General features: G+C 62.9%; 20 protein-coding genes and 1 tRNA gene. 8 read left to right on the forward strand and 13 right to left on the reverse strand.

Annotated elements, in window-relative coordinates; translation table 11 throughout:
- Window positions 1–71 precede the first annotated feature (71 nt).
- From AC1RTP_RS14800 to AC1RTP_RS14810, 3 genes are all read left to right on the forward strand, one after another.
- The gene (locus tag AC1RTP_RS14800; protein WP_498608386.1) at window positions 72–341 is read left to right on the forward strand and encodes a type B 50S ribosomal protein L31; all 270 of its coding nucleotides are present in this window, start codon (window positions 72–74) and stop codon (window positions 339–341) included.
- Window positions 342–431: 90 nt separating this feature from the next.
- A complete protein-coding gene (locus AC1RTP_RS14805) occupies window positions 432–2156 on the forward strand; it encodes an ArnT family glycosyltransferase (protein ID WP_498608387.1) in 1725 nt (574 codons plus the stop codon).
- A 57-nt stretch (window positions 2157–2213) separates the two neighbouring features.
- Entirely contained in the window at window positions 2214–2951 is a 738-nt protein-coding gene (locus AC1RTP_RS14810) for a substrate-binding periplasmic protein (RefSeq protein ID WP_498608388.1), read from the forward strand.
- Window positions 2952–2966: 15 nt separating this feature from the next.
- Here AC1RTP_RS14810 and AC1RTP_RS14815 read toward each other — a convergent pair whose 3' ends face one another.
- On the reverse strand, window positions 2967–4154 hold the full coding sequence (locus AC1RTP_RS14815; RefSeq protein ID WP_498608709.1) for a DUF4382 domain-containing protein: 1188 nt from the start codon (window positions 4152–4154) through the stop codon (window positions 2967–2969).
- 373 nt (window positions 4155–4527) lie between these two features.
- Between AC1RTP_RS14815 and AC1RTP_RS14820 the strand changes: the two genes are divergently transcribed.
- Window positions 4528–6441 carry an AAA family ATPase gene (locus tag AC1RTP_RS14820; protein WP_498608389.1) on the forward strand — a complete coding sequence of 638 codons (1914 nt, stop codon included), beginning with the start codon at window positions 4528–4530 and terminating at the stop codon, window positions 6439–6441.
- A 6-nt stretch (window positions 6442–6447) separates the two neighbouring features.
- On the opposite strand, the gene AC1RTP_RS14825 is transcribed toward AC1RTP_RS14820, so the two are convergent.
- Together AC1RTP_RS14825 and AC1RTP_RS14830 are read right to left on the reverse strand one after the other, a co-directional pair.
- Window positions 6448–6834 carry a hypothetical protein gene (locus AC1RTP_RS14825; RefSeq protein WP_498608390.1) on the reverse strand — a complete coding sequence of 129 codons (387 nt, stop codon included), beginning with the start codon at window positions 6832–6834 and terminating at the stop codon, window positions 6448–6450.
- 68 nt (window positions 6835–6902) lie between these two features.
- Complete coding sequence (locus AC1RTP_RS14830) at window positions 6903–7301, reverse strand: hypothetical protein (protein WP_498608391.1); 399 nt, start codon at window positions 7299–7301, stop codon at window positions 6903–6905.
- 532 nt (window positions 7302–7833) lie between these two features.
- On the opposite strand from AC1RTP_RS14830, the gene AC1RTP_RS14835 reads away from it, so the two are divergent.
- Window positions 7834–7918, forward strand: a tRNA-Leu gene (locus AC1RTP_RS14835).
- Window positions 7919–7962: 44 nt separating this feature from the next.
- Here AC1RTP_RS14835 and AC1RTP_RS14840 read toward each other — a convergent pair.
- From AC1RTP_RS14840 to AC1RTP_RS14875, 8 genes are all read right to left on the reverse strand, one after another.
- Window positions 7963–10620, reverse strand: coding sequence for an ATP-binding protein (locus AC1RTP_RS14840; protein WP_498608392.1), 2658 nt, complete (start codon window positions 10618–10620; stop codon window positions 7963–7965).
- 61 nt (window positions 10621–10681) lie between these two features.
- Complete coding sequence (locus AC1RTP_RS14845) at window positions 10682–11077, reverse strand: GtrA family protein (RefSeq protein WP_498608393.1); 396 nt, start codon at window positions 11075–11077, stop codon at window positions 10682–10684.
- Between the two features lie 3 nt (window positions 11078–11080).
- A complete protein-coding gene (locus tag AC1RTP_RS14850) occupies window positions 11081–12559 on the reverse strand; it encodes a hypothetical protein (protein WP_498608394.1) in 1479 nt (492 codons plus the stop codon).
- The gene (locus AC1RTP_RS14855; RefSeq protein ID WP_498608395.1) at window positions 12556–13047 is read right to left on the reverse strand and encodes a hypothetical protein; all 492 of its coding nucleotides are present in this window, start codon (window positions 13045–13047) and stop codon (window positions 12556–12558) included. Before AC1RTP_RS14855 ends, AC1RTP_RS14850 begins: the two co-directional genes overlap by 4 nt.
- 3 nt (window positions 13048–13050) lie before the next feature.
- A complete protein-coding gene (locus tag AC1RTP_RS14860; protein WP_498608396.1) occupies window positions 13051–14991 on the reverse strand; it encodes a hypothetical protein in 1941 nt (646 codons plus the stop codon).
- Complete coding sequence (locus tag AC1RTP_RS14865) at window positions 14991–15422, reverse strand: GtrA family protein (RefSeq protein WP_498608397.1); 432 nt, start codon at window positions 15420–15422, stop codon at window positions 14991–14993. The genes AC1RTP_RS14860 and AC1RTP_RS14865 overlap by 1 nt, the downstream gene beginning before the upstream one ends.
- A gap of 17 nt (window positions 15423–15439) precedes the next feature.
- Entirely contained in the window at window positions 15440–17425 is a 1986-nt protein-coding gene (locus AC1RTP_RS14870; RefSeq protein ID WP_498608398.1) for a hypothetical protein, read from the reverse strand.
- Complete coding sequence (locus tag AC1RTP_RS14875) at window positions 17422–18990, reverse strand: NAD(P)/FAD-dependent oxidoreductase (protein WP_498608399.1); 1569 nt, start codon at window positions 18988–18990, stop codon at window positions 17422–17424. The genes AC1RTP_RS14870 and AC1RTP_RS14875 overlap by 4 nt, the downstream gene beginning before the upstream one ends.
- A gap of 201 nt (window positions 18991–19191) precedes the next feature.
- On the opposite strand from AC1RTP_RS14875, the gene AC1RTP_RS14880 reads away from it, so the two are divergent.
- Window positions 19192–21051 carry a DUF3857 domain-containing transglutaminase family protein gene (locus AC1RTP_RS14880; protein ID WP_498608400.1) on the forward strand — a complete coding sequence of 620 codons (1860 nt, stop codon included), beginning with the start codon at window positions 19192–19194 and terminating at the stop codon, window positions 21049–21051.
- Here AC1RTP_RS14880 and AC1RTP_RS14885 read toward each other — a convergent pair.
- Together AC1RTP_RS14885 and AC1RTP_RS14890 are read right to left on the reverse strand one after the other, a co-directional pair.
- On the reverse strand, window positions 21042–21497 hold the full coding sequence (locus tag AC1RTP_RS14885; RefSeq protein WP_498608401.1) for a DUF2214 family protein: 456 nt from the start codon (window positions 21495–21497) through the stop codon (window positions 21042–21044). The genes AC1RTP_RS14880 and AC1RTP_RS14885 overlap by 10 nt on opposite strands.
- Before the next feature lie 11 nt (window positions 21498–21508).
- Window positions 21509–23824: an NADP-dependent malic enzyme gene (locus tag AC1RTP_RS14890; protein WP_498608402.1), complete on the reverse strand. Its 2316-nt coding sequence runs from the start codon at window positions 23822–23824 to the stop codon at window positions 21509–21511.
- Window positions 23825–24179: 355 nt separating this feature from the next.
- Between AC1RTP_RS14890 and AC1RTP_RS14895 the strand changes: the two genes are divergently transcribed.
- Complete coding sequence (locus AC1RTP_RS14895; RefSeq protein ID WP_498608403.1) at window positions 24180–24347, forward strand: hypothetical protein; 168 nt, start codon at window positions 24180–24182, stop codon at window positions 24345–24347.
- A gap of 34 nt (window positions 24348–24381) precedes the next feature.
- Window positions 24382–25347, forward strand: a complete 966-nt coding sequence (thiL, locus tag AC1RTP_RS14900) for a thiamine-phosphate kinase (protein ID WP_498608404.1) — start codon at window positions 24382–24384, stop codon at window positions 25345–25347.
- Window positions 25348–25382 lie beyond the last annotated feature (35 nt).

The raw sequence follows: 25382 nt of genomic DNA on the forward strand, positions 1-25382 counted from the left end.
ATCAGCAATCGGGTCGAGAGGCAGTAAGGACCGACGAAGTGCTGTTTGGCTACCAATATTGAGAGAAAAGCATGAAAGCTGATATCCATCCAGATTACCGCGAAGTCCTGTTCCACGACGTGTCCTGCGACTTCAAGTTCATCACCCGCTCGACCATCCAGACCCGCGACACCGCGACCCACGAAGGTAAAGAGTACCCACTGGTGAAGATCGAGGTTTCCTCCGAATCGCACCCATTCTTCACCGGCCAGCACAAGATCGTCGACACCGCCGGTCGCGTGGAAAAATTCCGCCAGAAGTTCGGCAAAGTCGGTTCCAAGACCGCAGTTGCAAACGGCTAATCCCCGTCGCAGCGAAAAAAAGGCAGCCGCGGCTGCCTTTTTTCTTTTTACCCGTCATACTCCAGCTTTCCAAAGAATAAGCCCTGACCGATGAAGCCAGTCCGTCTTCCCGCCGCCGCCACCCGCACCCTGCCCCGCTGGGCGTTTTTCGCCCTGGGCTTGCTGTACATCCTGCCGGGCCTGATCGGACGCGAGCCATGGAAGAACGATGACGCCGCCAGCTTCGGCGTGATGTGGACCATGGCGCACGGCGTCTGGCAAGACTGGCTGTGGCCGAATGTGGCCGGCCTGTCGATGACGGACGAAGGCCCACTGGCCTTCTGGCTCGGCGCGCTGGGCATCAAGCTGACCGGCTGGGCCATCGGCGACGTGCTGGGCGCACGCGTGGCCACCCTCGGCATCTTCCTGCTGGGTGCCATGTCCCTCTGGTACACCACCTTTAACCTGGGTCGCCGCCCGGAAGCGCAGCCGCTGCGCCTGGCCTTCGGCGGCCAGCCTGAACCGAACGATTTCGGCCGCACCCTGGCCGATGCCGCCGTCCTCATCTACCTCGGCTGCCTTGGCTTCCTGGTCCACAGCCATGAAACCACGGCCGAGCCGCTGCAGACGGCCCTGCTGGCGTTCACGCTCTACCGCAGCGTGCGCTATATGGAACTGCCATCGCTGCGCAATGCGGCCCTGGCTGGCCTCGCCCTCGGCCTGATGACGCTGGCGCGTGGCTGGGTGGTCCCGGCAGCCCTGGTGCTGGCCCTGTTCGCCTGCACCCGCTTCCTGGCCATGCCCGCCGGCCGCTCCCTGCGCGACCTGGCCTTTGCCGTCGTCGTGGCCGCCGGCGTGACCGCTCTTTGGGCCGTGCCGGCCTTGCTGGCCCGCCCTTACGGCCAGGAGCCGCTGAGCGCCTGGATGGCCTGGAACGCCGCCCAGCTCAAGGTCGGCGGCTTCGAAGGCTTGCGCACTTTCTTCCGCACTGGCGTCTGGTTCTTCTGGCCGGCCTGGCCGTTTGCCGCCTGGGCCGTGTGGGCCTGGCGCCGCCAGAGCAACCTGCTGCACATCGTGGTGCCCACCACCTTCGTCACCGCCGCCACTATCCTGGTGCTGCTCAACCCGGCGCCCGAACAAGGCCATATGCTGATGCTGCTGCCGCCGCTGGCCATTATGGCCGCCTTCGGCTTGCTGACCATGAAGCGCGGCGCCATCAACGCCATCGACTGGTTCAGCGTGATGGTGCTGACCCTGTGCGCTGCCGTGATCTGGATCTTCTACTACGCCCAGCTGAGCGGCTGGCCGGCCAAGCCCGCGCACAATGTGCTCAAGCTGATTCCGGGCTTCACGCCTGAAATCAGCTGGCTGTCCCTGCTGGTGGGCGTGTGCGCCACCGCAGGCTGGTTCGTGCTGGTGCACTGGCGCCTGTCGCGCCGCCCGGCCGTGCTGTGGCGCGCCGTGGTGCTCTCGTCCGGCGGCCTGATCCTGATCTGGATTTTGCTGATGACCCTTTTCCTGCCGAACGTCAATTACAGCAAGAGCTACGCGACCGTGGCACGGCAAGCTGCTGCCGCCCTGCCGGCCGGCATTGATTGCGTGCAAAGCAATACCACTCCGGCCCAGCGCGCCTCCTTCGCCTTCTTCGGCAAGCTGCCGTTCAATGGCGTGGAAAATCGTGCCTGTCAGATAATGCTGTTGCAGGATAGCATCAAAGTGCGCGCCCAACAGCAACAGCCCGGTCCAGAGTGGCAGCTCCTATGGGAAGGCCGCCGCGCCTCGGACCGCAGCGAGCGTTTCCGCATCTTTAAGCGCCGCACGGAACAAACACACTGATTGTCGATGCCCCCGCCTCCCTGCTATCCTGTAAGCGACGATAGCAAAGAGGTAGGCATGGCGGTAGGAGTAATGTATCTGGCAATGTTGCTTGCCGCGGGCGCACCAGCGCTGGCGGCCCCATCGCTCATGATCACCGCCGAACATTCGCCACCGGCCAGCATGAAGGTCGACGGCCAGGTAGTGGGTCGCGAAGGCGAGAAGATCCGCGAAATGCTGGCACGCTCCGGCTTTGCCTACAAAATCGATGTGCTGCCCTGGAAGCGCGCCTACACCATGGCGCAGCGCGATCCCTACACCTGCGTGTATTCCACCTCGCGCACGCCTGAGCGCGAACTCCAGTTCAAATGGGTAGGCCCGACCGACGAAGCGGAATGGGTGCTGATGGGCCGCGCCGACCGCAAATACAATCTGCATTCACTTGACGATGCCCGCAAGCTGCGCATCGGCACTTATAACGGCGATGCGCGCGATGAATTCCTGCGCGCACGCGGCTTCGAGGTCGACGGCGCGCCCAACAACGACGCCAATCCAAAGAAGCTGCTGCTCGACCGCATCGACTTGTGGGCGGTCGGCATGCGCAACAATGACCGCAGCGCGCTGGCACAGAACGTCGACCTGGAACGTATCGTGCCGGTGCTGACCTTCCACCATGTGAAGGTCTACCTGGCCTGCAACCCCTCGGTGCCCGATGCCATGGTTGAACGCATGAATGCCGCCCTCGACAGCATGCGCAAGGACGGCACGTTCATCCGGCTGGAAAAGAAATACGAGCAGTGGCCTGCTCGTAAATGATCCCCTGAACCGCGCTTAAGGCGTCAGGCTGAAGTTGACATTAGCCTGGCCGCCGGCGCTGACGTTGACTGCGGCCACCGACTTGGTGGCATAGCCCGCTGCAGACGCATCCAGCTTGTACTGGCCCGCGCCCGGGACAGCCGTTGCAACAGCGAACGCCAGCGGCAGGGTTGCGCTATACGCAGCATAGCGCGGCGCCACGGAAGGCAAACCCAGCATTGTGTAAGCGCCGCCACCGATGGGGGTCTGGGTGAACTTCAGTGTCACGGTCGGGCCGCCGCTGATTGCTTGCGAGGCATTGACCAGGGCTGGCTCGGTAGCGCTGCCCGGGGTCTGGGTCACGCTGCCACTGATGGTATTGGTCAGGCCTGCCACCGGTGCGATTGGCGCGGCGGACGTGCTGAGCGAAGTCATGGCGGTGGCGGTGACCGGCACGGCGCCCACCACATTGGCGGCATAGCCATCGGCCGTAATCACTACATCGTAATTGCCGGCTGGCAGGCGGGTCAGGCCGAATTCCCCCGAGGTCGCGTTCGGTGCGGTGGAAGCGACGATCACGCCGTTCTGCTGCGCCGACACGGTCACGCCATGCGAGAGCGCCGAGGTGGCGACAAAGCCGCTGATGCCGTTCAGGGTGGTCGGCACAACTTTCACCACCGGCTTCAGGCTGTAGCCGCCATTGCCCTTGCTGACGATGGATTTGCAGGCGTCGAAATCGAGCACCAGGTCCACGCGCTGGCCGGCGGCCACGTCGAATTCGTTGACCAACTTGATGCCGCTCTGCACCGCGCTTGGCGTATCGATCGCGATCTCGGCGGTGGTGCCGGACTTCACAACGGTATTGGCGTTGGCGCCACCGTCGAGCACCAGTCGCAGCTGGCTGTAGTGGCCGGCGCCCAGAGATGCGGTGCCCAGCGCGTCCAGGGCGCCGTTGTTCAGGTTAAGCAGGTTGATCTTGCGCGCCGGCGACAGCGTGATGTCGGTCCAGCCGCCATCGGACTCGCTGGCGGAAGCGCTGGCGTTGATACGCACTTTGGACACGGTCACATTGACCGCATCGAAGCCGCAGGCCGGGGCATCGGTCAGGGAAACGCCCACCGTGCCGAGGGTTGCGGTCGGCTGCGAGCTGGCGCCACCGCCACCACAGGCGGTCAACAGGCTGGCGGCAGCAAGCAGGGAAAGGGTTGCAATGGAGGATTTCAGTTTCATATATGCCTCTTTATGGTTGTGGTGTGCGGGCAATTATCTATTTCCACACGGCAACTACGAAGCGTTTTTCGCCTTTCGTAACGGTCTGTTACACTCTTCCGGCTTAGTTGCAGCTTAGTAGCAACATCCGCCAAGACAGGGGCCATGACATAGAATTACGACTCATGGCAAAGCCACAAACGACTTGTCATTTATTACTGTTGCGCAACTAAAGTTTTTTTGGGACGCACTAGACACAAGGCTGGAATACGCCGTTATAGTCCCCATATGCGAAGTGTTGCCGTACAGCACTTCAGACAATCGGGGCCAGCCGAGGCAATAGCCGCCGGCCATAGGCCCACTCGAAACCTTTGAGTTTTCCAGGCCTATGTTCAATTTCTACAAGCTCCAACTCGCCCTCAAAAACCCTCTGGTGCGCATCACCCTGGTGATGCTGGCCACGGCCGCCCTTGCTTTCGCCCTGCTGCGCGGCGAAGTGGCCCAGGATGGCGCACCAGTCATGCGTTCGCAGAATATCGGCGAGATCACCGCCCTGGTGGCCGCGCGCGACAAACTGGATTACCTGCTGATCGCGCGTCCGCTGGCCGATTCGCCGCGCTACATCTACAAGTATAAGAACGACGCCACCCTGCACGTGGTGGTCGTGCCCAGCACCTCGCACCAGAGCCTGGAGCGCGAAGTCCTGCTGCGCAATAACATCCCCTACGCCATCGCCAAGGAAGACTTCCTGGCCGCCCACAAGGGCGTGCTGCTGGATGACGGCGGCCAGTGGGCAAGTGTGCAAGTTTTCCTGAAACGCCACGCTTTCGACATCTTTGTCGTCGGCCTGGTGCTGTTCGTGCTGAGGTGGGGCGTGCCAGGCATGGGCCCGAACGCCTCCGTGATCACGCCGGATAAGCTGAAAGGTTCGATGGACGACCTGATCGGCATGGAAGACATCAAGCAGGAAGTGCTGCACCTGGAAGACATGATCCGCAACCGCGAAGTCTACAAGCAGCACAATATCGACAAGCCTTTCAACGTCATGCTGACCGGCCCTGCGGGTACCGGCAAGACCAAGCTGGCCGGCTACCTGGCCAAGAAACTCGGCTATCCGCTGATCCAGGCCTCCGGTTCGGCGCTGGAATCCGGCTACGTGGGCGGCGGCTCGAAAGCCCTGAACGCGCTGTACAAGAAAGCTTGCGCACGCGGCAACTGCATCATCTTCCTGGACGAAGCGCAGGCCCTGTTCATGCCGCGCGGCCGCGGCGAGAAGAAGTGGGAAGACGATACCGCGAATACCCTGCTGGGCTTGCTGGACGGCGTGAAGAGCGAACAAGGCCAGGGCGTGATCTGGATCGTCGCTTCCAACTTCGACGATGCCTCGTCGGAAATGGATGAAGCAATGCTGCGCCGCTTCAGCGTGAAGATCAATTTCCGCCTGCCGAACAAAGGCGAGCGCCGCGCCCTGCTGGACTCCTTCCTCAAGCGCAAACAGGAAGGCCTGGTCGACTGGAACCATATGGACCTGGACCAGGTTGCCGACATCACTGCCAACCTCAGCCCTGCGCTGCTGGAAACCGTGGTCGACCGCGCCTCCATGATTTCGATCCAGGAAAAGTCCGTGATCAACACCGACCTGATGTTCCGCGCCTTTGAACGCGCCACCATCGGCCTGACCGACCGCGCCACCACCGCCGAGAAGACCCGCCAGCGCGAGCGCATCGCCCTGCACGAGCTGGGCCACTTCTTCATGCAGATCGATCCATACCTGCGCGCCGGCCTGCCGCTGGCGGAGGTAAAGGAAAAATCGCACCTGCTGAAGATTTCCACCGAGGCGGTGTCGAAGATGAATGCGCTGGGCTATGTGCTGAGCGCCGGCGACGATATGTCCCTGCGCACCCTGGAAGAAATGGAACAGGACGTAATGCAGCTGTACGGCGGCGTGGCGGCGGAAGAATTGTTCTACGGCGCGCGCGGCATTTCCGTGGGCAGCCAGAACGATATCGAAAAGGCCACCAAGATGCTGAACATGATGGTCAACCGCCTGTCCATGTACTCGCGCTCCAAGCTCGATTACAGCCAGCTGCGCGGCGACACCGGCGACGAGCACACCTTGGTGCAGGTCGAAGCGAAAGCCGACGAGTTGTACAGCACCACGCTGGCCGCCATGCGCGACTACCGCGCCGTGATGGAGTCCATCAAGCAGGAACTGATGGAGCGCTATGTGCTGTCGAAGGATGACATCTTTGCGCTGCTGGAAGAGCGCCTTGACCCGGCGCCCCTGCAGCAAGCTGCATAAGCCTCGCTAGCGCGAAGCGACAACCGTGATATTGCTGCCGGCCGGCGCTAGCGCCATCGGCAGTTTTTCATAATTGCGGATGGTGACGCCCGAACCATCGCGGTCGAATTCAATCCGCGCTCCCGCAGCGGTCATTAAGACGCCCATTGCGACCGGGAACAACTCGGCGCGCTGCTCGCCATCGAGCTGGGCGAAGAATTGCTTGCGGAATTGGGAAAACTCGATGCTCCTGCCGTTGCTCAGGTCATAGGTGTAGGCGTAGTCGCGGAACTCACTGCGCTGCATCTGATAGCTGTTGGGCGCTGGAACGCGCACCGTCAGTTCGTCTCCCGCCAAGGCGGAAGCGCTGCACAACAAGGCGAATGCGGCAGCACTCGCTGCCAGGGTTTTCATGTGCGGCTCCTTCGAATAAAGCGGTGTGGCGCACCGCTTTGATGCGCCACCGCCGCTGCATTGTCGGATCAGCGCGCAGCAATCACGCGCACATTGACGGCATTCATAGCCAGTGCTGTAGGCAGACGTTCATAGTTGTCGATCGCCAGTGCATCGCCTTCCCCCTGGAATTCGATGCGGGCTCCGGCAGCTGTCATGAAGACGCCGGACTGCACGGCATACATTTCGACACGGTCGCCGTCTTTCAGGGTTGCCCAATAACGGTTGCCCGTCTGGGTGAACTTGATAAAGTTGCCATTACTCAGGCTATAGCCCGCAGCATAGGCATTGAACTCGGCCGGCGCCAGCTTGTAGGCCGATGCATTGGCCTTGATCTGGACGGTAGGATCGTTTACATCGGCAGCATATGCGCTGCCACCCAACATAAGTGCAGCCACGGCACTCAACATCATCAGCTTTTTCATCATCTTCTCCGATTGTTTGCCTGGTGCCCCGCCGTCAGAAAGGGTGCGGGGTCAATTCAAAGGTAGCAAAGCATTGTTCGGATGTGCAGCTTCGGGCGACAGACAGCGCGTTCTAAGGGATAGAACGCATGGCGCGCTGACGAACTGCATGGTCGGTATGGAGGACTTGCTGTCGTATGCAGCAATATTGTCCGGGAGCTTCCATTCCCTCGTTGGGGTGGGTGCTCGGGGCCGGGGCGGATGGGGTGCATCCACGCCGGCTGTCCAAACCTGGTGCCCTGCGCCGCCGCCGGTAGACTGGGCGCTGTGGGAACAATCCGTGGTTGCCGCCGATGCGGCTCACAGCTTGCTGCGGCCCTGTGCAGGCCGCTAAGTGTCATGTCGACTGTCGTTCATCCTACGCTTGCCGGTTCTAGCTGAAAAGCTACCAGTCGCTCATTTTTTTCAATTTGCCGCCCCAGCCCCATAGCCTAAATATTTACTGCAGGGTTGCCGCGAGGTGGCAAATCGGTAATAATGCGTGTCGCGTTATGTGGCCCGAGTGGTGAAATTGGTAGACGCAGCGGACTCAAAATCCGCCGCCGCAAGGCGTGCCGGTTCGATTCCGGCCTCGGGCACCACATACTCCCTGACCTTCAATATAGGCTGCGGCACTGGCCGTGGCTTACCCAGTTTCCCGTCTTTCCCCACCTATTTTTGGCTGTAGCCGAGTCATCAGCTCGAAGCGGCTGTGCGCGCCCAGTTTGTCCAGCAGGGCCGAGACATGGTGTTCCACCGTGCGCGGCGAACGCACCAGGCAGCGTGCAATATCGGCATTGCTGCGCCCTGCCAGCAGCAAATCCAGGATCTGCGCCTCGCGCCGCGTCAAGCCTTCGGGATGGCTGCGCGCCGCGCCATAGGGCCCGCGGCGGGCCTTGGGCAGCTGCGGGCCTTGCCCGAGCTGGGAGGCCTGGGCCCGCGCGTGCGCCGCTGCCGGCCGCGCGCCCAAGTCCTCAAACAGTTCGAGAGCGCGCAAGGCGGCCGCGCCGGCCCCCTCCCCTTGTACAGACAACAGGGCCAGGCCGGCCTCGAACGGCAGGCCCAGCTCGCGCCACATGGCGCTGGCCGCTTCCCCATTCCCTGCCAGTTCAGCCGCGACCGGCGCCGGCAACTGCAAGGTTTCACCGGAGGCCAGGGCCGGCCATGCCTGGAGGCCGGCGCGGTGCTGCCAGAGCACGATCTCGCCCCGGTCCCACATATTGACGCCGGCGATATCGTGTTGCGCCAGTGCGTTCAGGCCGGTACGGCAGGCCGCCAGCTTGCCCTCGACCCAGGCCGCCTCGATCAGGCCCAGGCTGGCTTCCACGATGCGCTGCGGCTCGCCGGTGGCCAGCGCGCCCTGCCAGGCTTCGTCCAGGTAATGCCGCCCTTCCGGCTGGCCGAGGCGGGCGCAGGTGCGTCCTAGCACGGTCAGCGCCGGCAAGCGCATGACCAGGGTCAGCTGCGGTAATTGCAGCACGCCGTCGGCGATGGCGCGCGCTTCCAGCAGGCGGCCCTGGGCCATGCGCAATTGCGCCTGCCAGCCGACCAGGTAATGGGTCCAGGCGTCGAGGTCATGTTCGGTGTCGAAGGCGATGCCCTCGCTCAACACGCGTTCGGCAAGAGTGAAACGTTTGGCCGTCACCGCGCATTCGCTGAGGTTGGTGTAGCAGCGCGCCGCGTGCTCGTGATAGCCGTGCTCCAGCGCCAATGCCAGGCTTTCTTCCAGCATCGCCTGGCCGGCCGGGTCGCCGCCGAACAGGCGCACCGTGCCCACATTGTTCAGCGCATGGATACGCGTTTCCACATCGCCCAGTTCGGCCGCCAGCGCCAGTGCGCGCTCCCCCCAGGCGATGGCGCCTTGCGGCCTGTCCTGCAGCATTTCGTGCTGCGAGCGCAGGCTGTAGGCCATGGCCAGCTCGCTGCTGTGCGGCAGCTGCTCGAGCGTGGCGATGGCTTCCATGCCATAGCGTCCCGCCACTTCGGACTCGCCACGGTACCAGTGCAGGCGCGACAGCCAGCGCAGGTTGAAGCCAACCTTGTCTGCGCGGCCCAGGCTGCGCCACAGTTCAATGGCTTGGTGGCGCGCCGCGATCACCTCATCGTCGATGCGCACCAGGCCGGCCTCGTAGGACCATTCTTCATACAGCTGCGCAGCTTCCGGCGCCGGGGTGGTGGCGCCGACAAAGCGCAGCGCCGCGGCCAGATGGGCTGCGGCCTGGCGGTGTGCGCCCAGCCGCGCTGCCTCGCGCGCGGCGCGCGGCGCCAGGCGCAGCACGCGGATCGGATCGTGCGCGGCCGCAGCATGATGTACCAGGCGCGCCAGTTCCACCGGGCGCTGCGCCGAATTCAGGGCATCGCTGACGCGGTCGTGCAGCTCGCGCAGCCGCGCCGGCGCAATCTGGCTCGCTACCGCCAAACGCGCGAGTTCATGACGGAACATGAAGTGACCGGCCGCGGTCGCCAGCAGCAGGCCGCGTTCGCTGCAGCGGTCGCAAGCCGCCATTGCTTGCGGCCCCAGCACGCCGGCCAGCAGCCAATCTTCGCAAGGCACCGGGCTCACGCTGAGTATTTCGAGCAGGGCGCGCTCTTCCCCATCGAGGCGCGCAACGCGCGTCCATACCGCATCGCGCACCGACAAGGGCAGGCTGTCGCAAGAATCAGCAGCGGCCAGCAGTTCGGTGACGAAGAAAGGATTGCCGGAAGTGATGCGATACAGTTCATCTGAATCACGTCCCGATGCTGTAGCAAGCCGCGCCACCGCTTGCGGCGACAGTGCCGGCAGCGCAATGCGCTGCGTGCTGGACGGCGGCAAGTCGCCGACCCAGCGCCAAAACGCGTGGCCCGCCATCAGTTCATCGCTGCGCACACTGGCCAGCAACAGCACGCGCATGCCCCCCACGCGCCGCGCCAGGTATTTAAGCAAGTCTAGGGTGGCCTGGTCGGCCCAATGCAAGTCTTCCACCAGCAGGACGCTGGCCCCCGGCGCAGCACCCAGCCAGGCCAGCAGCTTGGGGAAGAGGCGTTCGCTGCCGGCCGCACCGTCGAGCAGGCCAGCCAATTCCGCGCCCAGGCTCGGCGCCATATCGCGCAAGGGACCCAGTGCACGGGGTGTGAATAAGTCTTCACAGCCGCCTTGCAGCACTTGATAGCCCGCGTCCAGGCTTGCCGCGAACTCCTTCAGTAAACACGATTTGCCAATGCCGGCTTCGCCGATGACCAGCGCAGTCGCGCCTTGACCCGCTGCTGCCTGCCTGGCCATTTCCCGCAAACGTTTTAAAGGCGCTTCACGTTCGATCAGCATGGTCTTCTTTCAGTCACACCTAAACATTTAAGCAAAGGCAGGCCTGATTACAAGGACCATCTCAGGTAAACAACAGCAGCTTGCGCGCTCCGAAATTGAACAGCACGATTGTGGCGCCGGCTACCATCTTGGCGGCCAGGTAACCCAGTCCGAACTGCTCAACCAGCAAGCCAATGACCAGGGCATTCAGGACCAGCCCGGCCGCGCCGACCAGGGCGAAGATCGCCAGCTCATGGCGCCAGTCCGCCAGCCGGCGGAAGTCGAACACCCAGCGGATAGAAAAGATGTAATGGCACAGGATACCCAGCAGGTAGCCCAGGCATGCCGCCACCAGGTAGTACACGCCCGCATACTCGACCAGCAGGTAGAGCGTCAGCGTGTCAATGCCGAAGGCCAGCGCGCCGACCGCGGCATAACGGATGAACTGGGACAGGACCCGGGCCGATGGGCGTGCCATGCTCTATTTGAAAATCCGCGGCTTGGTGGTGATGAAGTATTGCGACTCAAAGTCCCACCCGCATTCATCGAAAAATTCCGGCGCATGAATATCGCCGCTGCGCGAAAACTGCGAAGCCCAGCTCTGTCGCTTCGACTTGCCTGCGTCGACGATCTTCTGGCCTGCGCCATTGCTGGCGTGGTAGATCACCTCACTTGCCGTGGTCGGCAGGCATAAGGCAAACGCCAGCGCAGCAAGCGCAAGCTGCTTGCGCGTCCGCGGCGCGGCGAGCAGGGCCTGTGCGCTACGCAGTGCCAGCACGAGCAACGGTCCCATCGAGCCGCGCGCGGTAAAGTCGAGCGTAGCGCCATGCAGCATGGGGATCAGCAGCAACGTTGCAATGGCCACCGCGCAATATGAGTCTTGCCATATCCGGCGGCGCAGGATGAGGGCGAATGGCAGCAGCTCGACCAGGAAGAAAGGTACGTAAGAGGTGTACTGTGTGACGTTTTCGCTGAAGCATTCGACGCACATGCCGGCCTGCGGCATTTCAGTTGCCAGGTAGGAGATGCTGATCAGTGCAAAGACACCGCCTCCAACCACGGCCGACAGCGCCGGCAGCGTGAACGCGTGGCGCCAGTGCGGCAACGCACGGTACAGCACCAGGGGCAGCAGGCCGATCATGCCATATGGAGACCACAGGGCCATCAAGCCATACACCAGCACCAGCCGCTCCACCGCACGGGCGCCGCGGTCGCTGACGAGCATGGCGGCGGCCACCAGCACCGGAATCGACTGGTGCGGCACCCAGGCCAGGTTGGTCAGGATGGAAGCGAATTGCAAGCCCACCATGAAGGAACGCGTGACCCAGCCTTCGTAGTGCACGCCGAACCAGACTGGCAAAGGCCGGTCGTCCAGCGCACGCAGGCTGTGCTCGGCCAGCGCATCGGCGCCGCCGATCATCAACACCAGCACGATGGCCGCGAAAGCAATCCAGGCCGGACGGCGCAGCCAGCTGCTGACCAGCAGGCGGAAAAGCAAAGTAAAGCCCAGCAAATACCAGGCCGCCGTGGCAGCCGCGGTGGACAGGCCGGTCACCTTGTGCAGCAGGGCCGGCACCAGGTAAGCGGCGAGGTAGAAGCGCAGGTATTTCGATTCACCCTGCAGCTCGACCTGCACCGGCCACGGCTTGTCGGCGATCTCGTTGATCAGGGCCCAGTGCTTGATCCAGTCGTAAGCTGCGTGGCCGGTAAAGATGCCGACTAAGGCCACCAGGGCGGCGGCGGCCAGCAGGGGCGCCACGAATTCGCGCCAGTTGATGCGCCAACTTAGCGGCAAGGCCGCCTGCCAGATGGCGTAGGCCAGGAGCGCCGCCAGCGGCAAACCGAGCACCGGGCGCACGAAGCCCACCAGGAAAATCAGGCATGGCAGCGCGACATACAGCAAGGCCAGCGTGAAAGCCCCGTCATGCTCATTCACGGCCAGGGTATTCGTGTTGCTCACCGCTTTTCCTCGCAGGCGAAAATAGCTTGCGTAATGCGGAAGGCACGGTCCAGGAAGCGGCCGGTAGCGGTCAGCGAGTATCGGCCGCCATGCTCTTCGATCGAACCGGTCGCAGCCTGCTCTTTCAGGCGCTTGTCGACGGCGCCCTCTTGCAGGAAGCCGTTCACGAACACTTGCGAGACTTCTTCCTTGCTCATGCCGGCCGGCGCTTCACCCATGCGCATCAGCATTTTCACCGAATAAGCGCGGTCCACCGTGGTCGGGACAGTGAACACGAAGCAGTAGATCAACAAGAAGGCCAGCATCGAATCCTTCAGCGCTTGCGGGCGCGGGACGGTGTGGCGTTTCCAGTCCAGTGCGAACTGGGCCGCGGCCACCAGTACGGCCAGGCCGATACCCTGGTAGAACAGGATGCCATGCGGCCGCAAGTGGCGCAGCGTGATGAAGAGAATGAAGAAGATGGCGACAGCCAGCAGGATCTTACGCATTGCCTAGCTTTGGTTCGTTGGGATCGGAGGATTATAGTTGCGCAGCAAGGCGCAGTCATACAGATAGTAGATGCGGCCGTCGACGCTGTCGCGCACCTGGGCCGCGATGCCGGCCTTAAAGCGTTGCGTCAGCACCGCAAAACCCAGTGCCGGATCGCTGCAGACAAAACGCAGTCCTTCCAGGCTTGGTTGCGGCAAGGCCGCCATTTTGCGCTTGGCGCTGCGGGCATCGTATTCGCGTACCGAGTCGGGCACGCCGAGTCGTTCCAGGCGTTCCAGGCGACGGGCACCTTCCAGCGCCGTGCCGCGGTTAAAGGCCAGGCCGGCCAATTGGGCGTTGCTGACATAGCTGGAACGCTCGAGCAGGAACCAGGAGGCGCCCACATCGTTTTCCCAGTACACGACAGCATCGGTAGGGACCAGGGGCTGGAAGGCCGCCTTGGCGTCGCGCCGCGCTTGCTCCGACATGTTATAGGCGAAGTCCTGCGGCTTGAGCCTCAGCGCGGCCGCCGTGCCCAGGCTGCCCAGCGCCAGCAGGCAAGCCAGCAAATACGCCGGCCAGCGTTGTACTCGCGCGGCGCCTTGCGACAAACCCCAGACCGCCCACATGAGCGCCGTGCCGATCACGGCGCAGGCGCCGGTCTTGAGCAGGGTCCAGCCCCAGATACGGATGGCCGAGTCTTCCAGGTATTTCGCAACCAGGGCGCCGTTATCCGTAGCGTGCTGCACGATCTCGGCCAGCCACATGCTGCCCAGCGCCAGCAACAGGCCGGTGAGCAGCTTGCCGGTATTGCCCGGCAATTCCAGCGGCTGCGCGCGCCCCAGCTGCCAGCACAGCAAAGCAGCGGCCGGAATGGCCAGCGCGCCGCCAAAGCTATTGCGAATCAACACGGCAATGACCAGGGCCAGCAGCAGCAAGCGAATCACCCCGCCGCGCTGCCAGAAGGCCGACAGCAGCCAGGCCAGCGCAATCCAGGAACCCAGCTGCAGCAGCCACAGGGTACGCCAAGGCTGGACCTGGATCAGGAGCAGATTGTGTACCAGGCTGGTACCGGCCCAAGTGGCCAGCAAGCCCAGGGCGCCGGTCAGAGCCAGGCAGCCGTAGAAGCGTGCCGCCACAGCAGGCGCCAGGCGCGACGCCGCCAGCACCAGGCTGAATGCCACGGTGGTCCGGCTAAGCCAACTGGCCGCCTTCCAGCTGTCCCAGGTGTGCACCCAGGCCAGGCGCGAGACCAGGGCCAGCCATTGATCATCCATGCTCGACAGCAGGCGATCAAACGGCGCAAGGCCAGCAATGGCGGCCAGCAGCACAGCGCCGGCCAGCACTAAGGCAACGAGCGCAAAGCGGCGTTCGCGGCCCTTGGCCAGGTAGAGCAGGCCAAACAGGGCGGCAACGGCGGCCATCAGCGGATGCATCAGGAAGGCTAGCGCCAGCGGCAGCACGCCGCGCCGCCATTGGCCACGCAGCAGGTAGCCCAGCGCCAGCATGCTCAGGGCTTCGGCAAAGATGCGCGGCGTGACGAAAGGTTCGGCCAGGGTCAGCAGGTGTTGGGCTGGGCTGTAATCGGTCGGCAGCAGGAGCAAGCCGGCCAGTCCCAGCCAATAGGCGCGGTCCTTCAGGAAAGGCGCCAGCAGAAAAGCGGCGGCGGCAAGCCATAGCGCGCTGCCCAGCAGATACATCAACAGGCCGGCAGCCGGCAAACCCAGGACCTTGATGACCGCGGCGTAAATAGGACTGAACAGGGTGAAACTGTCCTGCGAACCGTAGAGGAAGAAGAGGTCGTTGCGGTAGTTATCGGGATGCAGGCGGTGCAAAGCCTGCAGGGCATAAAGGCGGCCGTCGTGCCAGAAGCCGGTCCAGGCATGCGCCAGCAGCCAACAGGCTGCCAGCATGAGCAGCAGCGGTAGCCAGCGTTTGTCCCACAGCCCGCCTTGCCCCGGCATCAGGCGGTTTTCCTGGCCGCCGAGAACAGCAGCACCTTGCGGGCGCCGAAGTTGAAGAACAGGATCAAGGCCGCAGCGACCAGCTTGGCCGCCAGGTAAGGTGCGGCAAAGGTTTCCACCAGCAGAGTGATGATGAAGCCATTGAGGATCAGGCCGGCAATCCCGATCAGGAAGAAGATGACGAATTCACGCTGCCAGTTGCTGACGCGACGGAAATCGAACACCCAGTTCACCGAAATCAGGTAGTTGACGATCATGCCCAGCAGATAGGACACGCAAGCGGCCAGCAGATAGTGTAAGCCCAGGAAGTGGGCCAACACGTACAGTGCGCCAAAGTCCACCACGAAGGCCGAGCCGCCCACGAACAGGTAACGGACGAATTGCACCAGGCTGCTGGAGCTGCGCTGCTTGCCCAATAATTTCATCAACATCGCGATTCCTTTCAATCTCAGTCGACCTGGCCGCGCAAGCGGTTACAGTCGTACAGGTAGTAACTTGTCTCGAATTCCGGGTCGTCCACATGGGCCACCTGGCCGGCGCCAAAGCGCTGCTCCAGCACCACGAAGTCGAGCGCAGGGTCGGCGCATACCGAACGCAAGCCGGCCAGGCTCGGGCGCGGCAGCCTGGACAGCAGCATCGAGCGCTCTTTCCTATCCTTGCCGAACAGGGAATCCCCATTGCCCATCTGCTGCAGCCGCACCAGGCGGCGCATGCCTTCCACCGCCGTGCCGCGATTGAAGACCATGCCGAACACCTGCATGCGCGAGGCATAGCCGGAGCGCTCCAGCACAAACCAGCTGAGGTCTTCCTGCCCATGCCAGTACACAGTAGCCAGCGGCGCGATCAGCGGCTGGAAAGCCTTCTTCAAGGCCAGCCTTGCTGTGGGCGACATCTTGGCCTGGTTCACGCTGTAGTCGCTGCTTAGGCAGAGCGAAGCGCCCAAGCCGCCCACTGCGAGCACACCCGCAGCCAGCCAGCCCACTGCACGGCCAAGGCCGGCGCAGAACCAGATACCCAGCAGCATTGCCATACCGAGGGCGGCGCCGCCGCCGAGGCGCAACAAGGCCCACGCGCGCATGCTGTCCATCGATTCGGGATCGGCGTAATTCCATGGCATGACCAAGCCTTGCGGAATGCTCTGGCCGTCGGCATTGGCGATCCAGCCGGTCGCCAGAACCGCCACGCCCAACAGCACCAGCCCATACAGGCGGTTAGGCAGTGCCAGCGGCTTGGCGCTGCGCGATTGCCAGCACAGTCCCAGTGCCGCAACGATTGCCAGCATGCCGCCGTAGCTGTCGCGCGTCAGGTAAGCCACACCCAGGGTCAACAGCAGCACGCGGAACACGCGGCCGCGCCGCCAGAAAGCGGCGGCCATCCAGGCCAGCGCAATCACCGAAGCCAGTTGCACCAGCCACAGCGAGCGCCAGGGCTGCAGCTGCAGCACCAGCAAATTATGGAAGACGCTGGTGCCCAGCCAGCTGGCCAGCAAGCCGGCCGCACCGGTCAGCGCGCTGCACCAATAGAAGCGGGCACGCCAACCGGCCGACAGCCAGCCCGCGGCCAGCACCAGGCTGAAGGCGACTGCCATGCGGCTGGCCATTTGTTCAAAGCGCCAGGAGTCCCAGGCCACGATAGGCAGGATATCCACCACGTGGCGGTACCATTGCTGGTCCATGGTTTGCAGCAGGCGGTCGAAAGGCTTCACGCCCAGTACGGCAACGGCGACAAAGGTCAGCGCCAGCGCCGCCACGGCGGCCTGTTCGCGCCGGGTCAGCATGCGCGACAAATAGAGCACGCTAAACAGCGCAACGCCCATCAGCATCAGCGGATGCAGCAGGAAGCCCAGCACAAAGGCCGCGCCGGCCAGCAGGCGCTGGCCGCGCATCAGCCAGGCGATGGTCAGCATGCCCAGGGCTTCGCCAAAGATGCGCGGGGTCAGGAAGGGCTCGGCCAAGCCAAAGGCGCGCACCGGATCGTAATCGGAAGGCAGCAGCAGCAAGGCGCCCAGGCAGAGCCAGGGCCAGACGCCGCGCCGGAAAGCGGACAGCAGGAAGGCCGCCGAGCCGAGCCACATTGCAGCACCCAGCCCATGCAGCAGGCGCGCGCCCGCTTCGATGCCGAAGAACTTGATGAAGCCTGCGTACAGCGGGCTGAAAATGGTGAAGGAGTCTTGCGAGCCGTAGAGGAAGAACAGGTCGCGGCTGAATTGCAGCGGGTTCAGCCAGTGCATTGCTTGCACCGCATACAGCCGCCCGTCGTGCCATAGGCCATCCCATGGCCGGGCAAACAGCCACAGCGCCAACACGCCCATCAGCATCAGTGCCGCACGCCCGTCCCAACGCCGCAGCAACGGTACAGGCGCGCCACGCCGCTCCACCTGCCGCTTGGGGGCGGCAGGTTGAAAGTCAGGGAGCTGGCGCAGCGGCTGCGTCATGCCGCTTTCTTCTCTTCGTGGTACTCATCATCGATATTGACGTCCCACAGCGGGTCTTTGGAGGCGGCGCCGGAGGCGATCGCTTCCACTGCCAGCTTGGCGGTCAGCATCGAGTGATCCTGGTTGTTGTAGCGGTGCATGCCGTTACGGCCCACCAGGAACAGGTTGCCAATGGTGTCGGTATAGTTGCGCACCACGTCGAACTGGTCGTAGGAACCGAAATAGGCCGGGTAAGCCTTAGGCACGCGCACCACCGTGCCGTCCAGCACATTGATGCCGGTCAGCATGCCGATCTTGGCCAGCTCGGCGGCGCCGAACTTGATCAGCTCGGCATCGTTCATCTGCCACAGGTCGTCGTCTTCGTTGCAGAAGTACTCCAGGCCCATCCACATGGTGTCCTCATCCTTGACCAGATGCGGGCTCCAGTTGTTGAAGATCTGCAGGCGGCCGATACGCACGTCTTTTTCCTGGATGTAGATCCAGTTATCAGGCAGCGCCTGGCCATCGGTATTCAGCACGTCGGATTTCTTCACCAGCAGGCCAACGGTCAGGAAGTCGCGGTACATCAGGCCATCGGCCACCTTGCGCACTTCGGCCGGCACATCGTTCATGCCCTTGACCAGTTCGCGCACCGGCATGGTCGACACCGCGTAGTCGCACTCCAGGCGGAACTTCTCGCCGGTGGCTTTGTCGGTGCCGCTCACGGCCACCGCCTTGCCATCCTTCGTTTCCACATTGGTCACGTCCTGGTTGTAGCGGATTTCGCCGCCAGCCTCAGTGATCATGCGCGCCACTTCCTGCCACATCTGGCCTGGGCCGAATTTCGGGTACAGGAACTGTTCGATCAGGCTGGTCTCGGTGCCCTTCTGCGACACGCCGCCCTTGCTCTTGAACACTTGCTTGACCGCGTGCCACAGCGCCTTGCTGATGTTCAGGCCCTTGATGCGCTGCGCGCCCCAGTCGGCGCTGATCTGGTCGCACGGGATGCCCCACACCTTGTGGGTGTAATCCTTAAAGAAGGTTTCATACAACTCGCGGCCGAAGCGGTTGATCATGAAGTCTTCCAGGTTCTTTTCCGGGGTGCGCGGAAACATCATGATCCAGGCGTAAGTCACCCCGACCTTGGTCAGCCGCCACAGGCCCAGCTTGCTGGCGGTGGAAGCGTTCATCTTGATCGGGTAATCGAAGAAACGGCGCAGGAAGAAAATGCGCGACAGGCGCGAACGCACCAGCATGCGGCGGTCGTCGTCGCTTTCCAGCGCGCTGCCGGCCACTTGCACCGAAGTTTTCTTGTTTTGGTAGGTCAGGTCGAGCGAGGCATTGGCCGCGGCATCGATCGGCAGGATTTCCTGCCACCAGTTCATGACCCAGTCGGATTTGGAAAAGAAGCGGTGGCCGCCCAAGTCCATGCGATTACCGTTATGGCAAACGGTACGGGAAATGCCGCCAACCTCATTGCTCGCCTCCAGCACGATGGGGCGGACCTTGGTAGTGCGGATCAATTCCAGAGCCGCAGTCAGGCCTGCGGGACCGGCGCCGATGATCACGGCGTGTTGCTGCCCCATGACAACTTCCTTCCAGTAATTTAATCAATGAAAGTTGCTGCTCACAAATTAAGCAGCAAACCCCAGAATTTTACCGTGGAGAAATTATAAATGCTATAACGGGCAATCGAATTGTGGTGTGGAACCAATGAATTAGGAGGGTTTCCCTAGTTGACGGAAATATAACCTTGCGCAGAGAATTAACATTTTTGCCGTAAACCAATGCGCCCCACCCTGTTCGCCCTCCTGCTCAGCACCGCCTTGCACCTGCCAGCCCATGCCAATGACGATGCCACCGACCGTTCCATCACCGTGCTGCGCGAGACCCACCATGCCCTGGTGCAGAAGGATGGCAGCTATATCTACACCCTGGAATACCTGACCCAGCTCAACGACGCACGCGCCGTGCAGAACTCCGGCCAGCGCAGCTACGGCTTCAACGCCACCCACGAAGAACTGGAGATCGTGGAGGCCTACACGGAAAAGCCGAACGGGCGCCGCATCATGGTGCCGCCCGAGCAAATCAAGCTGCAGCAGGAACCGGCCTACCGCGGGGCAGCCATGTTCCAGGACATGCAGGTGAAGGTGGTGGTGTATTCCGACATCGCCATCGGCGACAAGCTGTACACCAAGGTGCGCACCAAGCGCAAGAAGGCCCAGTTCGACGGCCACTTCGCCGACAGCACCTTTCCGCCCTTCAAGCCCACCCACCAGTACACGCTGACCTACGACCTGCCGGCCGATATGCCGCTGTATTCGGAGGCGGATGGCTTTGCCGCGCAGCCGCCGCAAACGGCCAACGGGCGCACGCTCTACCGCTGGGACTACACGCCTTCGAACAACCCGCGCATTGAAGCGGCGACCGTCGACTACTGGGACTATGGCCGCCACCTGGTCGTATCGACCATGAAGGATTACGCAACGCTCGGCGAGGCCTATGACCGCACTGCCGCACCGGCGGCTGCCGTCACGCCGGCCATTGCGGCCAAGGCGCAGGAAATCACGGCCGGCGTAGAAGGCGACCGTGCACGCGCCATCGCCATCAATGAATGGGTACGCAAGAATATCCGCTACGTGGGCATTTACCTGGGCAACGGTGGCGTGGTGCCGCACAGCGCGGACAGCGTGCTGTCCAACCGCTATGGCGACTGCAAGGACCACACGGCGCTGATGGAAGCGCTGCTGCGCGCGGCAGGCATCGAAGCGACGCCGGTGCTGATCCCGGCCAACGCCGCGTTCCGCCTGGTGCCGGTGGCCAGCCTGGCCACCTTCAACCACGCCATCAATTACATCCCGAGCCTGGACCTCTACCTCGACTCCACCGCTGAAAATATCGCCGGCGGCTTCCTGCCCGCGAACGAACTGGGCAAGCAGGTGATCCTGACGCGCAGCCACACCCTGGGACGCACGCCGGCCAGCCAGGCTGCCACCGTGCGCAACCGCTACGACGTCACCATCGACGCCGATGGGGGCGCCGACTTCAAATTCACCCGGCGCGACACCGGCTGGTGGGCCGAGCCGTCGCGCTGGGGCCATAGCCGCTGGCGCGAAGAAGACCGTGCCCGCACCGTGGAGAATTTACTGAAAGGCGCCGGCATGAAGGGGAGCGGCAAGATCGAGCTGGGCATCCTGACCGGCAACGCCCCCGACTACAGCTATTCGTATTCAGGGCATACGGAAAACCTGACGTACCTGCCGGGTACGGTCGGCATTGGCACCTGGACCGGGCTGGAGTCCAATATCTCTCAGACTGCTTTCAACATGACGTCGGAAAGCAAACGCACCCAGCCCTTCGTCTGCTATGCCGCCGACTTTGAGGAAGAAGCCAACTACCACTTCCCGTCCGGCGCGACGCTGCTGGCGGTGCCGGATGATGTGACGGTGAACGGGCCGATACTGCAATACCGCTCGCGTTACGAGCGCACAGCGGACGGCATCCGTATCGTGCGCAGCATGAAGATGGAGAAGGCCAGCGGCCCGAAATGCTCTCCGGATGATTTCGCGGCCATGCAGAAGGACGTGCGCAGCATCGTACGCGATGTGCGCACGCAGTTCATCCTGCAGATGAAACCTCAGGCGTAACCGTAGCCGCGCGCCATGGCGGCGGCGGCGATCGGCAGCAGGGCGAAGATGTGGATCTCGGTCATCAGCGTTTTGCGGATGGAACGGATTTCCTCTTCGCCCGGCGCGAAAGCGGCATCAGCCGCCTGCGCCTTGCGCCAGCGCAGCAAAGCGCGGGTCGGCTTGATCGACAACAGGCCCACGATGGCAAACAGCACCACCTTGGTCCAGAACACGTGGTTGTGGATGTAGAACTCCGAACCCTTGGCGCCGAAGAACACACGCGAAAAGCCGATCAGAAGGAGCGACGCCGACATGATGCCGAGCGCCACATCATACTTGGCCGCAAGCTGCACGGCCGGCGGCTGCATGCCAGGCCGCACCAGCACCAGCTGGGCGGTGATGGCCGCTGCGATGCCGAAAGCCAGCAGATGGTGAACGGAAGCGAGCAGCAGGTCGACCATCATGGCCGGCCTCCTTAAGCGCGTTCCGACACAGCATCCACCACGCACAGCGCCGTCATATTGACGATGCGGCGCACGGTAGCCGACGGGGTCAGGATGTGCACCGGTGCGGCGCAGCCGAGCAGGATCGGGCCGATCGCGATGCCGTTGCCGGCCGCGGTCTTCACCAGGTTATAGGCGATATTGGCGGCGTCGATGTTCGGCATCACCAGCAGGTTCGCGTCCTGCTTCAGGGTGGTGGTCGGCAGCAGCTTGTGGCGGAACTTGGTGTCCAGCGCGGTGTCGCCGTGCATTTCACCGTCCACTTCCAGGTCCGGCGCACGCTGGCGCACCAGCTCCAGCGCAGCGCGCATCTTCTGCGCCGATTCGCTGTTGGAGGAACCGAAGTTCGAATGCGACAGCAGGGCCGCGCGCGGCACCAGGCCAAAGCGCTTCATCTCTTCCGCCGCCATGATGGTGATGGCAGCCAGCTCATTGGCGTTCGGATTCTCGTTGACGTGGGTGTCGACCATGCACAGTTGGCGCTCAGGCAGCACCAGGATGTTCATCGCCGCGTACACGCAGGCGCCCGGGCGGCGGCCCAGCACCTGGTCAATGTAGTGCAGGTGCAGCTGGGTGGTGCCGAAGGTGCCGCAGATCATGCCGTCGGCATCGCCCTTCTTGATCATCATGGCGCCGATCAGCGAATGGCGGCGGCGCATTTCCAGCTTTGCGTATTCCTGCGTCACGCCTTTACGAGCGGTCAGCTCGTAGTATGCCTGCCAGTATTCGCGATAACGCTCGTCGAAGTCAGGGTTGATCACGTCGTAGTCCACGCCCTGCTTCAGGCGCAGGCCGAATTTCTGCACGCGCGCATCCAGCACGGCCGGACGGCCCACCAGGATAGGACGCGCCAGTTTTTCGTCGACCACCACCTGCACCGCGCGCAGGATGCGTTCTTCCTCGCCTTCGGCGTAGACGATGCGCTTCATTTCCGCCGGAGTCTTCTTGGCCACCGAGAACACCGGCTTCATGAAGGTGCCGGAACGGTAGACGAATTGCTGCAGGCTGTCGGCGTAAGCCTCCAGGTCCTTGATCGGACGGGTGGCGACGCCGGAATCTTCCGCCGCTTTGGCCACGGCCGGCGCGATCTTGGTCAGCAGGCGCGGATCGAACGGCATCGGGATCAGGTACTCAGGACCGAAGGCCAGGTTGGCGATGCCATAGGTGGTGGCGACGATGTCCGACTGTTCGGCGTGCGCCAGGTCGGCGATCGCGTGCACCACGGCGATTTCCATTTCGCGGGTGATGGTCGAAGCGCCGCTATCGAGCGCGCCGCGGAAGATGTACGGGAAGCACAGCACGTTGTTGACCTGGTTCGGGTAGTCCGAACGGCCGGTGCAGATGATGGCGTCGCCGCGCACCGCTTTCACGTCTTCCGGCAGGATTTCCGGATTCGGGTTGGCCAGGGCCAGGATCAGCGGGTTAGGCGCCATCTGCTTGACCATATCCTGTTTCAGCACGCCGCCGGCGGACAGGCCGAGGAAGATATCGGCGCCCTTGATGCACTCGCCCAGGGTACGGTGCGGGGTCTCGCGCGCGAAGCGCTCCTTGTCCGGGTCCATCAGCTCGGTGCGGCCCTTGTAGACCACGCCGGCCAGGTCGGTGACCAGGATGTTTTCAATCGGGAAGCCCAAGTCGACGATCAGGTCCAGGCAAGCCAGGGCCGCAGCGCCGGCGCCGGAGACCACCAGTTGCACGTTCTTGATGTCCTTGCCGATATATTTCAGGCCGTTCAGGATGGCGGCGCCAACGATGATGGCGGTGCCGTGCTGGTCATCGTGGAAGACCGGGATCTTCATCTTTTCGCGCAGCTTGCGCTCGATGTAGAAGCACTCAGGCGCCTTGATGTCTTCCAGGTTGATGCCGCCGAAGGTCGGCTCCAGCGAGGCGATGATATCGACCAGCTTGTCCGGGTCTTGCTCGTTGATCTCGATGTCGAAGACGTCGATACCGGCGAACTTCTTGAACAGCACGCCCTTACCTTCCATCACAGGCTTGGATGCCAGCGGGCCGATATTGCCCAGGCCAAGAACGGCGGTACCGTTGGAGATCACGGCCACCAGGTTGCCGCGCGCAGTGTATTTGTAGGAGTTGGCCGGGTCGATGACGATTTCTTCGCATGGCGCGGCCACGCCCGGGGAGTAGGCCAGCGCCAGGTCGCGCTGGTTGGTCAGTTGCTTGGTGGGGGTGACGCTGATTTTGCCTGGCCTTGGGCACTCGTGGTATTCCAGAGCCGCGGCGCGCAGTTGTTGGCGAAGTTCTTCTTTCTTGTCAGATCCCGAATCCATGCTGTACTGCCCCTTCTATCCTGTGTCCGAAAGCCATCGATTCTAGCAGATAGAGGGCTTGCTCTAACGTAGGTATTTATACCGATTCCAAATAATCATCGGTTTCAATTGACTTTCATTTAAGAATAATCGAGTTTCGGGGAATTTTTCTCAAGTGAAAACTATTGTACTAGGGCAACGCAATTTTCCTTCGAAATACAATGTCGCGAGGGCGACAATGCTGACTTGCGGCACGAAACTATAAAATCTTGTTGCGCTAAATCGAATTTGCTTGGAATATTCGGCGCAAACAACTTTACTTATGGCACTTTTGTTCTTAGACTGAATTTACTGGCACTTTACGAAGGGAAAAACCATGCGCAACGCACTCTGGCATTCCTGGTCCCGTATGTCCGGCATCCTGTTTCCACTGAGCGCAGCTGCTTTATTTTTCACTCCGCAAGACTCCAACTGGGTCGTAATGTTGGCCATGGCCGCTCTCGCATCTGGCGGTACCTGGGTCTACCTGCGCGACAAACACTAAGGACGATGCCGGCCCGCCCCGTTAGAATGGCGGGATGCTTTCCGAATTCGACCTGATCAAACAGTACTTCGTGCGGCCCACCCCGGGCCGTGCGACCCTTGGCATCGGCGACGACTGCGCCCTGCTCACCCCAGCGCCGGGCATGCAGACTGCCATATCCTCCGACATGCTGGTCGAAGGCAGGCACTTCTTCGCTGGCGAAGACGCCCAGCGCCTCGGCCACAAGAGCCTCGCAGTCAACCTGTCCGACCTGGCCGCCATGGGCGCCCGCCCGGTGGCTTTCACACTCGCACTTGCCCTGCCCGCAGCCGAACGCGCCTGGCTTGAAGGATTTTCACGCGGGCTGTTCGCGCTGGCCGACGCGCATGGCTGTGAACTGATCGGCGGCGACACCACTAAAGGCCCGCTGAACATCTGCATCACCGTATTCGGCGAGGTGGCCCCCTCGCGCGCCCTGCGCCGAAGCGCCGCCCGGCCCGGCGACGACATCTGGGTCTCCGGCACCCTTGGCGACGCGCGCCTGGCCCTGGCCGGCTACCTCGGCGAACTGACCCTGGCAGCCGAAGCGTTGAACGCCGCCGGCAGCCGCATGCATACCCCTACGCCACGCGTCGCGCTGGGCGTGATGCTGGCCGAGCGCGGCCTGGCCCACGCCGCCATCGACATCTCCGACGGCCTCGTAGGCGACCTTGGCCACATCCTCGAAAAATCCCACGTCGGCGCCACGCTCAACGCCGACGCGCTGCCCGCCGGTCCCGTACTTGCAACCCAGCCGCAAGCCCTGCGCCGCGCCTTCACCGCCGCCGGCGGCGATGACTACGAAATCTGCTTCACCGCCCCCGCCGCCAACCGCGACGCCATCCTAGCCGCCGGCGAAGCATGCAACACCCCGGTAACGCGCATCGGCCACATCGACGCCAACGCCGGCCTGCGCTGGACCGCCGCCAACGGCGCCCCCCTCACGCTCGAACTCTCCAGCTTCGACCACTTCAGCAACTGAACTTATGTCATATCGCGAAAAATGCGAAGGCCTCG

Source organism: Pseudoduganella sp. GW821-FHT11H04 (genome assembly GCF_058807935.1).

Coding starts and splice junctions, on each gene's coding strand:
- AC1RTP_RS14800 (WP_498608386.1), top strand. CDS start 72: ATGAAAGCTGATATCCATCCAGATTACCGCGAAGTCCTGTTCCACGAC.
- AC1RTP_RS14805 (WP_498608387.1), top strand. CDS start 432: ATGAAGCCAGTCCGTCTTCCCGCCGCCGCCACCCGCACCCTGCCCCGC.
- AC1RTP_RS14810 (WP_498608388.1), top strand. CDS start 2,214: ATGGCGGTAGGAGTAATGTATCTGGCAATGTTGCTTGCCGCGGGCGCA.
- AC1RTP_RS14820 (WP_498608389.1), top strand. CDS start 4,528: ATGTTCAATTTCTACAAGCTCCAACTCGCCCTCAAAAACCCTCTGGTG.
- AC1RTP_RS14825 (WP_498608390.1), bottom strand. CDS start 6,834: ATGAAAACCCTGGCAGCGAGTGCTGCCGCATTCGCCTTGTTGTGCAGC.
- AC1RTP_RS14830 (WP_498608391.1), bottom strand. CDS start 7,301: ATGATGAAAAAGCTGATGATGTTGAGTGCCGTGGCTGCACTTATGTTG.
- AC1RTP_RS14840 (WP_498608392.1), bottom strand. CDS start 10,620: ATGCTGATCGAACGTGAAGCGCCTTTAAAACGTTTGCGGGAAATGGCC.
- AC1RTP_RS14845 (WP_498608393.1), bottom strand. CDS start 11,077: ATGGCACGCCCATCGGCCCGGGTCCTGTCCCAGTTCATCCGTTATGCC.
- AC1RTP_RS14855 (WP_498608395.1), bottom strand. CDS start 13,047: ATGCGTAAGATCCTGCTGGCTGTCGCCATCTTCTTCATTCTCTTCATC.
- AC1RTP_RS14860 (WP_498608396.1), bottom strand. CDS start 14,991: ATGCCGGGGCAAGGCGGGCTGTGGGACAAACGCTGGCTACCGCTGCTG.
- AC1RTP_RS14865 (WP_498608397.1), bottom strand. CDS start 15,422: ATGTTGATGAAATTATTGGGCAAGCAGCGCAGCTCCAGCAGCCTGGTG.
- AC1RTP_RS14870 (WP_498608398.1), bottom strand. CDS start 17,425: ATGACGCAGCCGCTGCGCCAGCTCCCTGACTTTCAACCTGCCGCCCCC.
- AC1RTP_RS14875 (WP_498608399.1), bottom strand. CDS start 18,990: ATGGGGCAGCAACACGCCGTGATCATCGGCGCCGGTCCCGCAGGCCTG.
- AC1RTP_RS14880 (WP_498608400.1), top strand. CDS start 19,192: ATGCGCCCCACCCTGTTCGCCCTCCTGCTCAGCACCGCCTTGCACCTG.
- AC1RTP_RS14885 (WP_498608401.1), bottom strand. CDS start 21,497: ATGATGGTCGACCTGCTGCTCGCTTCCGTTCACCATCTGCTGGCTTTC.
- AC1RTP_RS14890 (WP_498608402.1), bottom strand. CDS start 23,824: ATGGATTCGGGATCTGACAAGAAAGAAGAACTTCGCCAACAACTGCGC.
- AC1RTP_RS14895 (WP_498608403.1), top strand. CDS start 24,180: ATGCGCAACGCACTCTGGCATTCCTGGTCCCGTATGTCCGGCATCCTG.
- thiL (WP_498608404.1), top strand. CDS start 24,382: ATGCTTTCCGAATTCGACCTGATCAAACAGTACTTCGTGCGGCCCACC.